Annotated in this window: 11 protein-coding genes; 2 read left to right on the forward strand and 9 right to left on the reverse strand. The window is 63.2% G+C overall.

What is annotated here, in order from left to right; all coding sequences use genetic code 11:
- Positions 1-119: 119 nt before the first annotated feature.
- The 4 genes from Q4G32_RS10145 to Q4G32_RS10160 all read right to left on the reverse strand — a co-directional run bounded on the left by Q4G32_RS10145 (position 120) and on the right by Q4G32_RS10160 (position 5,825).
- Entirely contained in the window at positions 120-1,529 is a 1,410-nt protein-coding gene (locus tag Q4G32_RS10145; protein ID WP_303351143.1) for an MFS transporter, read from the reverse strand.
- A gap of 321 nt (positions 1,530-1,850) precedes the next feature.
- Positions 1,851-3,617, reverse strand: a complete 1,767-nt coding sequence (locus Q4G32_RS10150; protein WP_303351180.1) for an acetyl/propionyl/methylcrotonyl-CoA carboxylase subunit alpha — start codon at positions 3,615-3,617, stop codon at positions 1,851-1,853.
- A gap of 193 nt (positions 3,618-3,810) precedes the next feature.
- A complete protein-coding gene (locus Q4G32_RS10155) occupies positions 3,811-4,587 on the reverse strand; it encodes a response regulator (protein WP_303351145.1) in 777 nt (258 codons plus the stop codon).
- Positions 4,584-5,825, reverse strand: a complete 1,242-nt coding sequence (locus Q4G32_RS10160) for a sensor histidine kinase (RefSeq protein WP_303351147.1) — start codon at positions 5,823-5,825, stop codon at positions 4,584-4,586. The genes Q4G32_RS10155 and Q4G32_RS10160 overlap by 4 nt, the downstream gene beginning before the upstream one ends.
- A gap of 146 nt (positions 5,826-5,971) precedes the next feature.
- Between Q4G32_RS10160 and Q4G32_RS10165 the strand changes: the two genes are divergently transcribed.
- Positions 5,972-6,793, forward strand: a complete 822-nt coding sequence (locus Q4G32_RS10165) for a GAP family protein (RefSeq protein ID WP_303351148.1) — start codon at positions 5,972-5,974, stop codon at positions 6,791-6,793.
- Between the two features lie 21 nt (positions 6,794-6,814).
- Here Q4G32_RS10165 and Q4G32_RS10170 read toward each other — a convergent pair whose 3' ends face one another.
- A complete protein-coding gene (locus Q4G32_RS10170) occupies positions 6,815-7,465 on the reverse strand; it encodes a Maf family protein (protein ID WP_303351150.1) in 651 nt (216 codons plus the stop codon).
- Positions 7,466-7,634: 169 nt separating this feature from the next.
- Here Q4G32_RS10170 and Q4G32_RS10175 point away from each other — a divergent pair, with 169 nt between their 5' ends.
- Complete coding sequence (locus tag Q4G32_RS10175) at positions 7,635-8,717, forward strand: lipoate--protein ligase family protein (protein ID WP_303351182.1); 1,083 nt, start codon at positions 7,635-7,637, stop codon at positions 8,715-8,717.
- An 80-nt stretch (positions 8,718-8,797) separates the two neighbouring features.
- Here the strand turns inward: Q4G32_RS10175 and adhP are convergent, their stop codons facing one another.
- The 4 genes from adhP to Q4G32_RS10195 form a co-directional block, all read right to left on the reverse strand.
- On the reverse strand, positions 8,798-9,823 hold the full coding sequence (adhP, locus tag Q4G32_RS10180) for an alcohol dehydrogenase AdhP (RefSeq protein ID WP_303351152.1): 1,026 nt from the start codon (positions 9,821-9,823) through the stop codon (positions 8,798-8,800).
- A gap of 144 nt (positions 9,824-9,967) precedes the next feature.
- Entirely contained in the window at positions 9,968-10,411 is a 444-nt protein-coding gene (locus Q4G32_RS10185) for a DUF779 domain-containing protein (protein WP_441327491.1), read from the reverse strand.
- A complete protein-coding gene (exaC, locus tag Q4G32_RS10190) occupies positions 10,411-11,934 on the reverse strand; it encodes an acetaldehyde dehydrogenase ExaC (protein ID WP_303351153.1) in 1,524 nt (507 codons plus the stop codon). Before exaC ends, Q4G32_RS10185 begins: the two co-directional genes overlap by 1 nt.
- Before the next feature lie 175 nt (positions 11,935-12,109).
- Positions 12,110-13,906 carry a DUF885 domain-containing protein gene (locus Q4G32_RS10195; RefSeq protein WP_303351155.1) on the reverse strand — a complete coding sequence of 599 codons (1,797 nt, stop codon included), beginning with the start codon at positions 13,904-13,906 and terminating at the stop codon, positions 12,110-12,112.
- Positions 13,907-13,976 lie beyond the last annotated feature (70 nt).

Genomic DNA, 13,976 nt, shown 5'->3' on the forward strand with positions numbered 1-13,976 from the left:
CTCAAATGTGTGGCCCTTGACTGATTCAGGAGCCACACAATTGAGCACTCGGCCGTTTCACACCTTCAGGCGGCCTGCAACTGCGCACTCGGCACGGGGCAGAACATCTCTGGCGGGTGCTACTTGTTGCCCACTTCCACCATGTCCACGTGGCGGGTCTCCGGGGAGAGCCACAAGGCCACAAAGGTGATCACGGCCGCCGCGGAGAGGTACATGCCCACGGCGGATACGCCATAGGAAGCGTTGAGCCACACCGCAGCGTAGGGGGTCAGGGCGGCACCCAGGATGGAGGCCACGTTGTAGGCAATGCCAGAGCCCGTGTAGCGGACGTTGGTGGGGAACAACTCAGGCAGCACGGCGGACATGGACCCGAAGGTCAAGCCCATCAGCGCCATGCCTAGGCCCAGGAACACCACCAGGCGGACCATGCTCAGATCATCACCGGTACCCAAGTTCTCGGGGTTGATAAACCACCCGAACAGGAACCCGAACACCACAATGCCACCGGTGATCACCAACAGGGAGGAACGGCGGCCGTACTTGTCAGCCAACCACCCGGAGACCGGAATGGTGGCGGCGAAGAGCACCACGGCAATGAGCTGAACAACCAGGAAGTTGCGGTAAGGAATCCCCAAACCACCCACTTCGCCTGAGCCAATGCCGTAGGACAGAATCCAGGCGGTCATCAGGTAGAACAGCACGTAGGTGGCCAGCATGATGAAAGTGCCCTGGATGATCTGCAGCCAAGAGGTCTTGAACACCTCGATGACGGGGGACTTCACCGGCTCGGAGCGCTCAACGGCGGTCTTGAAGACCGGTGTCTCCTCCAGGGAGAACCGGACATAGAGCCCCACCAGCACCATCACAATGGAGGCAATGAAGGGAATACGCCATCCCCAGACCAGGAAGGCGTGGCTGTCGCCGCTGTCGGCCAGGGTGGTGAAGCCCATGAGTACCGTCAGGATCAGGAAAAACCCGTTGGCAAGGATGAAACCGAACGGTGCACCCAGCTGCGGCCACATGGCCGCTCGGGCACGTTTGCCCTCTTCCGCGTACTCAGTGGCCAGCAGCGCAGCGCCGGACCATTCGCCGCCCAGTCCCAGACCCTGGCAGAAACGCAGGATGGTCAAGATGATGGGCGCCCACAACCCAATGGAGTAGTAGGTGGGCAGCAGGCCGATCAAAATGGTGGCAATACCCATGGTGAGCAAGGCGCCGATCAGGGTCACCTTTCGCCCCACGCGGTCGCCAAAATGCCCAAAGAGCACCGAACCAATCGGGCGGGCAATGAAAGCTGCGCCAAAGGTGGCCATGGAGGCCAGTAGCTTGGCTGTTTCATCCTCGCCCGTGAAGAACAGAGCGGGGAACACAGCCACGGCGGCGGTGGCGTAAACGTAGAAGTCGTAGAACTCAATGGTGGTGCCCACCAGGGAGGCCGCACGCACGCGATTACGCAGCGTCTTGGCCGTGGTGATGGGATCGGTGATTTCCGGTTCCGGGGACGTGGACCGGCCAACACTTGTTGACATGGGCTTCCTCTGTGATCCGGGCGGTGGGGCCGCCGCTTGGGTGCTGCTGTGACACGTGGTCAGACCGCAGCGAATATCACGGGGAGATTACACCTTGTGTCATATCCCGGGACAGCTGTCTCACTATGCGGTCACTATGTGGACGTCCCTCACCCCTCGCACCTCCGCCGTCGAATCGCCAGTTCTAGGTGTCCTGAACGCACCAGGAGCCGCAAAAATGCGCAGTCGGCGATACACGCGGGTACAACGACGGCGGTGGGCCCGGTTCTGCAACCGGGCCCACCGCCGTCGTGACTCAGGAGGGGGATTCAGGACGCGTGATCAGGCAATGGTGGCCAGGACCGCTCCGGCGGAGACGGTGTCCCCGGGGTTGAAGTCCAGCCCGGAGACGGTGCCGGCCTTGTGAGCCTTCAGGGGTTGTTCCATCTTCATGGCTTCGATGACCACGATGGTGTCTCCCTCCTCCACGGTGTCGCCGTTGTCCACGGCCAATTTCACAATGGTGCCCTGCATGGGGGAGGTGAGGTCATCGCCGGTGGCTTTGGTGCTTCCGCCACGCCCGGAACGTTCACGGCGTGGTTTGGTGGTGCCGGTGGAGGCCTTGGTGGAGCCCAAGACGGAGGCCGGGAGCACCACTTCCAGACGCTTTCCAGCCACCTCAACCACCACGCTGCGCCGCTCTTCCGGGTCAGCGGAGGACTCGGGTGTGCCGGCAAAGGGCGCGATCTCATTCTGGAACTCAGTCTCGATCCACCGGGTGTGCACGGTGAACGGTGCACCATCTGCCGGGGCAAAGGCGGGATCAGCAACAACCGCGCGGTCGAACGGGACCACGGTGGCCATGCCCTCAATCTTCAGTTCGGCAAGGGCACGGCGGGAGCGGGCCAGGGCTTGATCACGGTTTGCGCCGGTCACAATGAGTTTGGCGATCATGGAATCAAAATTGCCGGACACGGTCTCGCCGGCTTCCACCCCGGAATCCACGCGCACGCCGGGACCGGTGGGCAGGCGCAGCGTGGACAGCGTGCCCGGTGCCGGCATGAAATTGCGCCCGGGATCTTCCCCGTTGATGCGGAACTCAATGGAGTGCCCACGAACTTCAGGGTCCGAATACCCAAGTTCCTCGCCGCGAGCCAAGCGGAACTGTTCGCGTACCAGGTCAATGCCGGTCACTTCCTCGGAGACAGGGTGTTCCACCTGAAGCCGAGTGTTGACCTCCAGGAAGGAAATGGTGCCGTCCGTACCCACCAGGAATTCGCAGGTACCGGCACCTTGGTAGCCGGCCTCCTGGAGGATTGCCTTGGAGGATTCGTAGAGGCGCTGATTTTGCTCGTCCGTCAGAAACGGTGCGGGAGCCTCCTCCACCAGTTTTTGGTTGCGGCGCTGCAAGGAGCAGTCACGGGTGGAGATCACGGCCACGTTGCCGTAGGCATCCGCCAAGCACTGGGTTTCCACATGGCGCGGGGCATCCAGGAAACGTTCCACAAAGCATTCGCCGCGGCCAAAGGCAGCCGTTGCCTCCCGGACCGCAGATTCATAGAGCTCGGTGATGGCTTCATAATCGCGCACCACCTTGATGCCGCGGCCACCGCCACCAAAGGCGGCCTTGATGGCGATTGGCAGTCCGTGCTCATCGGCAAAAGCAACCACTTCATCCGCCGATTCCACCGGCGCGGATGTGCCAGGTACCCGCGGGGCATCCACTTTTTCCGCGATGCGGCGAGCAGCCACTTTGTCTCCCAGGGAGGCAATGGCGTGTGGAGGAGGGCCGATCCAGGTCAAACCTGCGTTGATCACAGCGGTGGCAAAGTCCGCGTTTTCGGAGAGGAAGCCGTAGCCGGGGTGCACGGCATCTGCGCCGGAGCGGGCAGCGGCATCCAAAATCTTGTCAATCACCAAATAGGAATCTGCAGCGGTGGTACCACCCAGCCCAAAGGCTTCATCCGCCATGCGTACGTGCATGGCATCCCGGTCAGGATCGGCGTACACGGCCACGGAGGCAATGCCTTCGTCGCGGGCAGCACGGATGATCCGCACCGCGATCTCACCGCGATTGGCAATCAACACTTTCGACAGTCGCCGAAGCATGGGTGGGGTGGCGTTGGATGCCTGGTGGGCTCCGGTCACGTGATTGATCTCCTCGTCCGCTTCGCAGTGCGCTTGACTGAACTCATGCGTCCAGCTGAACCACAGCACTGTATGGGGTGATGGGTCTCAGGCGCACGTCAACGCCCATTCGATCACACCGATGTGCGTAACTTCCTGTAGGACATCCACAAACTCACCGCCCTGCACCGTAACGGCCCCACCACAGAGCCGCCTGCACCCTGGATGTGACCTGGAGCTTTGCCAGCACATGGGACACATGAGTTTTGACTGTTGATTCGGACACCACAAGTTCCTGAGCAATGTGGTGATTGGAGTAACCCTCCGCCAAGAGCCGCAGCACATCTTGTTCCCGCGGGGTCAGAGGATCAATCAGATCAGGCGCCTCCGCGGCATGATGCCCAGGTTGGCCGGGATGGGTACCGCTGAGCGCGCTGTCCGACGACGACGCAGCCGCCGCACCTCCCGAGTCCGGAGCCGGTGGCGAATCCACCCCGGAGGTGCTGTGCTGGTCGGGTGTTGCGAGGGTGTCCGGGCGGCCCACGGCGCGTCTGATGACCGAACGCAGGACCTCCGGTGACAGCGCTGCATCTCCGTTGGCCACATCCCGAACGGCTTGCACAATGTCCTGCGGCTCCGCCGACTTGACCAAAAATCCATCTGCACCGGCTTCAAGTGCCGCCATGACATATTCATCCAGGGCAAAAGAGGTCAACATCATCACGGCTGCCCCGGTCTCCCGCAACGTGGAAATCACACCCAGCCCACTGCCCCCGGGCATACGGACATCAAGCAGCACCACGTCCGGTTGCTGCTGGCGGGCCAGGGTCACGGCTTCGGCGGCGGTGGAGGCCTCAGCCACCACCTGGCACGGTGGTGATGCTGTTTCCAGAATCAGCCGTACTCCGGCTCGGATGGCCGCGTGGTCGTCGGCAAGAAGTATCCGGGTCATGCCACTGCCTCCTGATAGGTGGGTGTGACCGCTGAAGCGGTCACCGGCCAGGTGGCTTCCACGCGCCATCGGGACCCGGTGGTGTCCAGGCCCGCGTGGAACCTGCCGTTGGTTTCCTGGGCGCGCAGCGCCATGGATTGCACACCCAACTGGGCGCCCGGAAGCTGTGAACCAGCCCCGTAGGCCGAGTCTGCGGTGAACACCACGGTGTCCTGCTCCTGCTGCAGGCGAACCTGAACGTCCCCGGGGGCGGCGTGTTTCAGGATGTTTGTCACGCTCTCCTGGGCTATCCGCACCACGGCTTCCGCCACATCCGGTGAGACACCGTCCAGGAGACGAGCAGCGTCTTGAACGGTGGTGACCTGAGCTTCCGGGAAGGAGGCGTGCAGCCGGGCCCGCAGTGTGCTCCAGGACTGCTGGTGGTCCAACTGCTGATGTTCACCGTCCAGACCGTGATCATCACGCAGGACATCAATCAGTCTGTGCATCTCCGCGAGGGCATCAACCGAAGCCGTGCGAATCGAATCCAGAACTTTGTCCCGGGTCTCCGGATCTGCCGTGCGCATGCCATCTGTGCGCAGCACCGCTGTCTGCAGAGCCACAGCGGAGAGGTGACCGGCCACGCCGTCGTGAAGATTCTGGGCAATCCTGCGCCGCTGTTCCTGGACTTGGAGGGCGGTGCGGGCCTGCGCCAGTTCTTGTTCCCGGACGGCCAGTTGCCTTTGGGTGGCAGCAGCTTTCTCAGCTTCTGTACGCGCTTGCCGGTGGTGGCGGACCTCCCAGCCCCACAGCAGCGGCAGGATCAGCACCACGGCGGTTTGCAGTACCAACGCCAGCCAAAAATCCTGGAGTGCGGGCACGCTGACCGCCAGGAGCCCCACGGCTGTGGTGAGCATCAGACACAGCACCGTGGTGAACCGGGCCAAGGCACGGCTGCCGTAAAGAACGGCGCAGAGGATCGCCTCAAAGTGGAGGAACAACGCAGCGAGTTCACCGGAGAGCAGCAAAGCGGCCGTTGCACCCAACCCCGCCACCAGCAGCACAAGGCCAGGCCGCTGCTTGCGCCACAGGGTGCTGATGGCTGCTGCCACCAGGAGAACCAGCGACAACCACCGCGCTTGGTCCCAACCCAGCTGTAGTTGCGGGGCCACGGACCAGTTCGGCAACCACAGCAGCACCACCAGCAGGACGTACAGTCCGGCTGATTGGTAGTCCAAACTCTGCCTGGTTGTGCTCATGGGGGTGAATCTATCCGGCACCGCAGACAACACAAGCCGTATGCGCCACCCAGCCCCCAATCTCATCCGAAAGCACCGGGTGGGTCAGCGGGAAAGCGGCACCGTTGGCCGATGTGGTGCGCGCACCGGCTTTGCATCATGAAGCCATGGAGTTTTTCACCGATCTCACCGCCGCCATCAGCGCAACAGATGCGGCCACCTTGACCGTGCTGGCCCTGGTGGATGCCACCAGCACAGGCACCTTGGTGATCCCGCTGTTGTTGCTGCTGTTCATGCCTGCAGCCAGACTTGCTGTACCAGGTGCAGACCAGCAAGCGCCCACTGGGGTCAGTCCAACAGCCTCACCTGCCCAGGTGCGTTCCGGTGGGGTGCTCCCGCGGGTACTGGCGTACCTGGCCATGGTGGCCACCTTCTACTGGGGGCTGGGAATTGTCCTTTTACTGGGTGCGGGGCTTGCCTGGGGCGGACTGGGGGAGTTCTTCAGTTCCCGCGGCGGTGGCATCGCTCTGGTGGCACTGGGTATCGGCCTGGTGGTGCTCAGCTGGTGGATCGACCCCAAAACCATTCGCAATCGCGGTGGTGACCCTGAAGCCGGCACGCGTCGCTGGGTGGGCCGTGCCCAGAACGCCATTCGCTCTTGGCCCGGGCTGGTGGGTTTGGCCTTGGCGGCAGGTGTTCTTGAAGTGGCCACCATGCTGCCCTACCTTGCAGCGATCGGGGGCCTGGTGCAGGCGGATCTGAGCACCATTCAGGCCGCCACCGTGCTGGCGGTCTACTGCGTGATCATGGTGGCACCGGCGCTGCTGCTCTGCTTGGCACGGTGGTGCCTGGGTGCGCGTCTGGACATCCCCGTGGCGCGGCTGCGAGATTGGGCCATCCGCAGCACCCCCACCACACTGGCTTGGGTGGTGGGCATTGTGGGTGTGCTCATTGTGGTGCGCACGCTGCCCGGTGTTCTCAACGGATGACGACGCCGCATGCCCCTCATCTCAGCCCGCGGCGCCACCGGATTCCCACAGCTGGGACACTGTCACATCTGCCTCCTGGGCCAGCAGCCGCAGTCCGTTGACGGACAGCCCGATCACTGCATGCAGATCCCCTTCCACGCGTTCGATGAACGCCGCCCCGTAACCGTCCAGCGTGAAGGAACCCGCTACCCACAGGGGCTCGCCGGTGCTGACGTAAGCGGCGACGTCGTCGTCGGTCATCTGGGTGAAAGTCACATCCGCACCGGCCTCCAGACCGCCGGCGAATCCGGTGCCACCGTGGTCCAGGGGGCGGGTGTCGATCAGCCAGTGACCGGTGTGCAGGTGGCCGGTCCGCCCGCGCATGGCGCTGATGCGTTCAGTGGCGCGCTCGGGACTCAGGGGCTTGCCATGGACCTCCCCGTCAAAGGCGAAGACCGAATCGCACCCGATCACCAAACGGTTTTTGGCTTGGGGAAGGGCGGCAACGGCCTCACACTTGGCGCGTGCCAAGGTCACGGCGATCTCCCCGGGTTCCACGGCACCTGAAGCCGCCGTCACGGCGTCCTCGTCCACATGGGAGCTCAGCTGAGTGAAACCGATCCCCGAGTCCGTCAACAGTTTGGCGCGCGCCGGGGACTGCGAGGCCAGGAGGAGTAGCGGCGTATCTGACATGCAAAGCAGCGTAAACGCTCCCGGGCGCAATGCGCCGTAAGCGCTCGGCCCACGGCATCACCCACGCACCCGCGCGGAAGAACCCCACCGTCCACCGCGTTGCGCTGGGTGGATGGCACAGGATGCACAACGACGACGCCCCTGGCGGGCGCGGACAAGTGAGGCGAACATGCACGGTGAATACAAGGTACGTGGCGGCAAGCTGGTGGTGGTTGATCTGGAGGTGACTGGCGAGGGAGACCTGGCCACGTTCACCGATGTGGTGGTCTCCGGCGATTTCTTCCTGGAACCGGATGAAGCCTTTGAAGACCTCAACGCAGCATTGGCGGGACTGCCGGCGTCCTCCAGCGTGGAGCGCATTTCCCGTGCCGTCGAAGCCAAGTTTGAAGCACGGGCGGCTGCCAGCGGGCAAGAAGTCCAGATGATCGGCTTCAACGCCGAAGCCGTGGCCATCGCCGTGCGCCGGGCGGCAGGGGCGGCCAAGTCCTGGAGCGATCTGGACGTGGAAGTCATCCCCATGCGAACCATGGACCCGGCCATGCATGTGGCGCTGGATGAGGTTCTGGCTGCCGAGATGGCGGCCGGACGCCGTGGACCCACCCTGCGTTTTTGGGATTGGGACGATGCTCTGGTGGTGATCGGCTCCTACCAGTCCGTGCGCAATGAGGTGGATCTGGAAGCGGCTGCGCAGAACGGTGTGGGTGTCACCCGTCGCATCACCGGCGGTGGTGCCATGTTCATGGAACCGGGCAACTGCGTGACCTACTCCTTGATGGTTCCTGCGGGCCTGGTGGAAGGACTCAGCCCGGAGCGGGCCTACGCCTTCCTGGACGAATGGGTCATGGGTGCCCTGGAGCAGATCGGCGTGAAAGCACATTACGTTCCGCTCAATGACATCACCACAGATCAGGGCAAGATTGGTGGGGCAGCTCAGCGTCGTTTTGCGGACGGTACCTTGCTGCATCACGTGACCATGAGTTACGACATCGACGCCAACAAGATGCTGCAAGTCCTGCGCATCGGCCGCGAAAAGCTTTCCGACAAGGGCATCAAGTCTGCCAAAAAGCGGGTGGATCCCATGCGATCGCAAACGGGTATGGCCCGGGAAGCCATCATCGAGTCTTTCCGCACCTACTTCTTGGAGCACTACCGCTCCCATGAAGGTGACTACCGGCCGGAGGAACTGGAAGCGGCCCGAACACTGGTGGACACCAAGTTCGCTACGGAGGCCTGGACCCACCGGGTCAAGTGACCCCGGGCCTTGCGGGAAACGTGCGGTGTGGTGGCCTCAGACTCGGCGAGACCACCACACCGCACGCTCAGTGGGGTGGGTCAGTATTCGATGACCACGCGGCCTTCGATCTTGCCGTGCACCATCTCGTCAAACACTGCGTTGATGTCTTCCAGAGGCCGCTTGGTGAAGGTGGGGTGGATCAGCCCCCGGGCGTAGAAGTCCAGAGCTTCTTCCATGTCCCGCCGGGTTCCCACGATTGACCCTCGGATCGTCAAGCCCTTCAGGACGATCTCAAAGATCGGTGCTGGGAAGTCACCGGGAGGCAGCCCGTTGAACACGATGGTTCCGCCGCGTCTGGTCATGCCGATGGCCTGCCCGAAAGCGTCAGGGTGCACAGCCGTGACCAGTACACCGTGCACTCCGCCGGTTGCCTCAAGGATTGCCTCCGCGGGATCGGCTGCAAAGGCATTGACCACCACCTCTGCCCCGTGGCGCTTGGCCAGTTCCAGCTTGTCATCGGCAACGTCCACAGCGGCCACTCGCATGCCCATGGCCACTGCGTACTGAACTGCAATGTGACCCAGGCCGCCCACTCCGGAGATCACCACCCACTGGCCGGGCTTGACCTCTGTGCGTTTGAGACCCTTGTAGACGGTGACACCGGCGCACAGCACCGGGGCAATTTCATAAGGGTCTGAACCCTCGGGGATCAGCGCACAGTAGGTGGCGTCCACCAGCATGTATTGCCCAAAGGAGCCATCCACGGAGTAGCCTCCGTTTTGTTGCTGTTCGCACAGGGTCTCCCAGCCGGATTCGCAATGCTCACATTCGCCGCAAGCACTCCACAACCAGGCGTTGCCCACCAGATCGCCCACCGCCACTCGGGTGACGTCGCCTCCCACGGCAACGACTTCCCCCACGCCTTCATGCCCCGGAACCAGGGGGACTTTGGGTTTGACGGGCCAATCTCCGTGCGCCGCATGAAGATCTGTGTGGCACACGCCGGAAGCAATCACTTTGACCAGCGCCTGATTCGGTCCCGGTTGAGGTAGCTCAACCTCCTTGACGGCAAGTTCTTCTCCCAGGGCGGTCACGACAGCTGCTGTCATGGTGTTTTCACCCATGACTCTCACTTCCTTTCAGTTGGCCTGGGGCCCGCATTGACCCCGGGGTACTCGGCCCGAGACCTCTACGGAACTTGTCCGCAGAAGGGCTTTTCGGGCTGTCACGGAGGTTTCGGTAGTGGGTGGATGAGGTGATGGGTCAGGTCAGAGGGTGCAGAGATTGCTGCGGGTCAGGAACCTCTGACCCGTGGGGGCTTCCAGGGAGAAGCCGGAGCCACGTCCGGCAACAGCGTCAATGGTCAGTTTGGTGTGCTTCCACGCGTTGAACTGTTCACGCGAAATGTAGAGCTCCAACGGTCCCAATACCGCACCGTCTGCATCGGTCAGCTCGGCGGAACCCAGCAAAACGTCAGCGTCCCCCGTGCGGAATTCACCGACTGGGAAACACATGGGCGCGGAGCCATCGCAGCAACCGCCGGACTGGTGAAACATCAGGGGGCCGTGCCGGTGCCACAACTCCCGCAGCAGGTCAACGGCGGCACCCGTGTAGGCCACGCGCACGACGTCGTCCTCGGGGCCAGCGGTGGCCTCCAGGACGACGTCGTCACGGCCCGGTGCGGTCTCAGCCGCCCGGTCAGAATCTGGCACTAGAACAACCCCAACTCACTGTTCGAGTAAGAGACCAGGAGGTTCTTGGTCTGCTGGTAGTGATCCAGCATCATCAAGTGGTTTTCCCGCCCGATGCCGGAGGACTTGTACCCGCCGAAGGCCGCGTGAGCTGGGTAGTTGTGATAGTTGTTCACCCACACCCGTCCGGCCTGAATGGTGCGCCCGGCGCGGTACGCGGTGTTCCCGGTACGCGCCCACACCCCGGCGCCCAACCCGTAGAGCGTGTCATTGGCAATGGTCATGGCCTCGTCAAAATCGCTGAAGGAGGTCAGCGAAAGCACGGGGCCAAAGATCTCCTCCTGGAAGATGCGCATGGAGTTGTTGCCCTCGAACACGGTGGGTTTGACGTAGTAGCCCTCGGCAAGGTCGCCGTCGAGCACCAGTCGCTCGCCGCCGGTGAGCACCTTGGCGCCTTCCTGCTTGCCGATGTCCAGGTAGGAGAGAATCTTCTCCAGCTGATCGGTGGAGGCCTGGGCGCCGACCATGGTGGCGGTGTCCAACGGGTTGCCCTGAATCATCTTGTTGACCCGCTCAATACCGGCGGCCACAAAGTCGTCGTACATGCCTTTCTGCACCAGTGCGCGGGACGGACAGGTGCAGACCTCACCCTGATTCAGGCCGAACAGGGCAAAGCCTTCCAGCGCTTTCTGGTAGAAGTCGTCTTTTTCGGCAGCGACGTCGTCAAAGAAGATGTTGGGGGACTTGCCGCCCAATTCCAGGGTGACCGGGATGATGTTCTCGGAGGCGTACTGCATGATGAGGCGGCCCGTGGTGGTTTCCCCGGTGAAAGCGATCTTGCGAATCCGCTTGTTGGAGGCCAGTGGCTTGCCGGCCTCCACACCAAAGCCATTGACCACGTTCACCACGCCGTCCGGGAGTAGGTCCTGGATCAATTCGATCAAAACCAGGATCGACGCCGGAGTCTGCTCAGCGGGCTTGAGCACCACGCAGTTGCCCGCAGCCAGTGCGGGAGCCAGCTTCCACACGCCCATCAGGATGGGGAAGTTCCAGGGGATGATCTGGCCCACCACGCCCAGAGGCTCGTGGTAGTGGTAAGCCACGGTGTCTTCGTCAATCTGGGACAGGCGACCCTCTTGGGAGCGGATGGCCCCGGCAAAATAGCGGAAATGGTCAATGGCCAACGGGATGTCTGCCGCCAGGGTTTCCCGTACGGGCTTGCCGTTGTCCCAGGTCTCGGCAACCGCCAAGGTCTCCAGGTTTTCTTCCATGCGGTCGGCAATCTTGTTCAGCAGCAGTGCGCGCTCGGCCGGGGTGGTGGTGTTCCAGCTGGGGGCTGCTGCCCAGGCTGCATCCAGGGCGGCCTCAATGTCCTCCGCCGTGCCGCGGCCCACTTCCGTGAAGACCTTGCCGTTGACGGGGGAGATGTCCTCGAAGTACTCACCCTTGGCCGGGGCCACCCACTGGCCGCCGATGAAGTGTTCGTAGCGGGACTTGAAGCTGACGGGTGAATCAGCCTGACCGGGTTGTGCGTAAACCGTCACGGTGGACTCCTTTGTCGCGTGTGTTCAGCGGTTACTGAGGTTTTCCCCCAGGCGGCTTGGATCGAGCCCCCTGGCTGGACGCGGTGCCACAGGGATGCGGTCACTCACGCAGCCATGTGACGTGGAACACGTCTGGTTACCACGGTACTGCAGCCCGTGGCTGTTCGCAGCAATCTCAGGTGTGCGTTCGCTGAGTGCTGGCCGGTGCGCTCCTTTGCACCAGGTCGAGTGCATATTCCAGGGTGTCCAACCCCAAAGAGCCCAGGGAGAGAGCATGGCGGTGGAAGTCCTGCACGGAGAAGCCGGCCCCGGTGGCAGCCTTCCAGCGCTCGCGCTGTTCCTCCCAGACCCGCTGGCCAAGCTGGTACACCGGGGCCTGGCCTGGCCAGCCCATGTAGCGCATCCATTCAAAGCGCAAGGACGGTTCGGTCAACACAAAGTTCTCCCGCAGGAACTCCAACCCAACATTTGGCGTCCAGGCCCGCGCACCAGCGGCCTTGCCCAGGAACGGATCCAGCTGAGCAGGGATGGGGAATCCACAGTGGAAACCGATGTCAAAGACCACTCGTGCCGCACGCATGCGTTGGGCGCTGAGCATTCCCAGGCGATCACCGGGATCATCCAGAAACCCCAACTCAGCCATGAGCTTTTCCGCGTACAGCGCCCACCCTTCACCGTGCCCGGCGACCCACAGCGCCATCCTGCGCCAGCGGTTCAACGTGTGGGCGGAGGCAATGGCCGTGGCCATCTGCAGGTGATGGCCGGGCACGCCTTCGTGATACACCGTGGTGCGTTCACTCCAGGTGCGGAACACCTCCGTGCCTGGGGGAACTGACCACCACATGCGCCCGGGGCGCTGGAAGTCTTGGGAAGGTGGTGTGTAGTAGATACCGCCGTCCGTGGTGGGTGCGATCCTGGCCTCCAGCCGCCGCATGGGTTCAGGAATCTCAAAATGTGTGTCGGCCAGAGTCTGGATGGCCTGCTCGGTCACGCCCTGCATCCAAGCCGTCAGTTCGTGACGCCCGTGCAACTGCCGGTGAGGGTCTGCATCCAGAGCCTCCATGGCTGCGTGCACAGAATCATCACCGGCATGATCGGGCACAATGTGCCGGGCCGTTTGCTCCATCTGGTGCGTGACAGCTTCCACCTGCTCAATGCCCCACAGGTAGCTCTCCTGCGGGTCAAGGTCCGCACCGCTGTGTTGGCGTAGACGCAGGCGGTATTCCTCCGGGCCAACTGCCATGGACTCCGGTGCGGCAACGGCAATCCGGCGCAGGCCACCCGCCAACTCGGTGTAGGCGCCACGGGCGCCTTCCACCAGCTCATGGAGTTGCTGCCGCACGGTGGCAGGCAGCAGGGCCACGTGCGGGCGGTGGGTCAAGCCCATGAAGGAGCCCTGGAGGGAGGCGTAGTTCTGGGCCTGTTCGGCTGCGCCCAGCAGCTGGGCACGTGCCGTGACCGGGCCCTGCTCCTGGCGGTACTCCACGCCCCTGACCAGAGCTTGGACTGCTTGCGGTACTTCCGCCAGCTGAGCCAACACCACGTCCCAGTCCTCATCCGTGTTCTTGGGGAGGTTGTCAAAAGTCTCACGGATTCTCTGCACGGGGGAGGAAATCCCGTTGATCCGGCTACCGCCCCAGCCGTTGTCGAACAGCTCGGTGGCCACCCCGATCCGCTCGCGCAGCGCGTGGGCGGTCACCCGGTCGACGTCGTCGGCAGGCTCCGCGGAGTCCAACTCTTGCCGTGCGGCCAGGTGCAACTCGTGTTCGGCGGCCAGCCCATCCGGCCCGTAATCGGCGTATCCCCATCCGTGGGTGGGGGCATTGAGCTCAATGGCCCACGCCGGGTCGTGGGTCAGCAGGGCATCCAGATACCGATTGGCAGTCGCGTCAATCGGCGATTCCGCACGCTCACCGTGGGGCGCGGTCACCACGGCGTGGTCTGGGGTGGGTGCTCCGGTGGATCGAGTCATGCCTCCCGATCCTAATGAGCCTACGTGCTCCCCTGGAACACCGCCCGTCTGCCGACATCTCCCGGTATCC

The organism is Kocuria sp. (assembly GCF_030538595.1).
Taxonomy (GTDB): Bacteria; Actinomycetota; Actinomycetes; order Actinomycetales; family Micrococcaceae; genus Kocuria.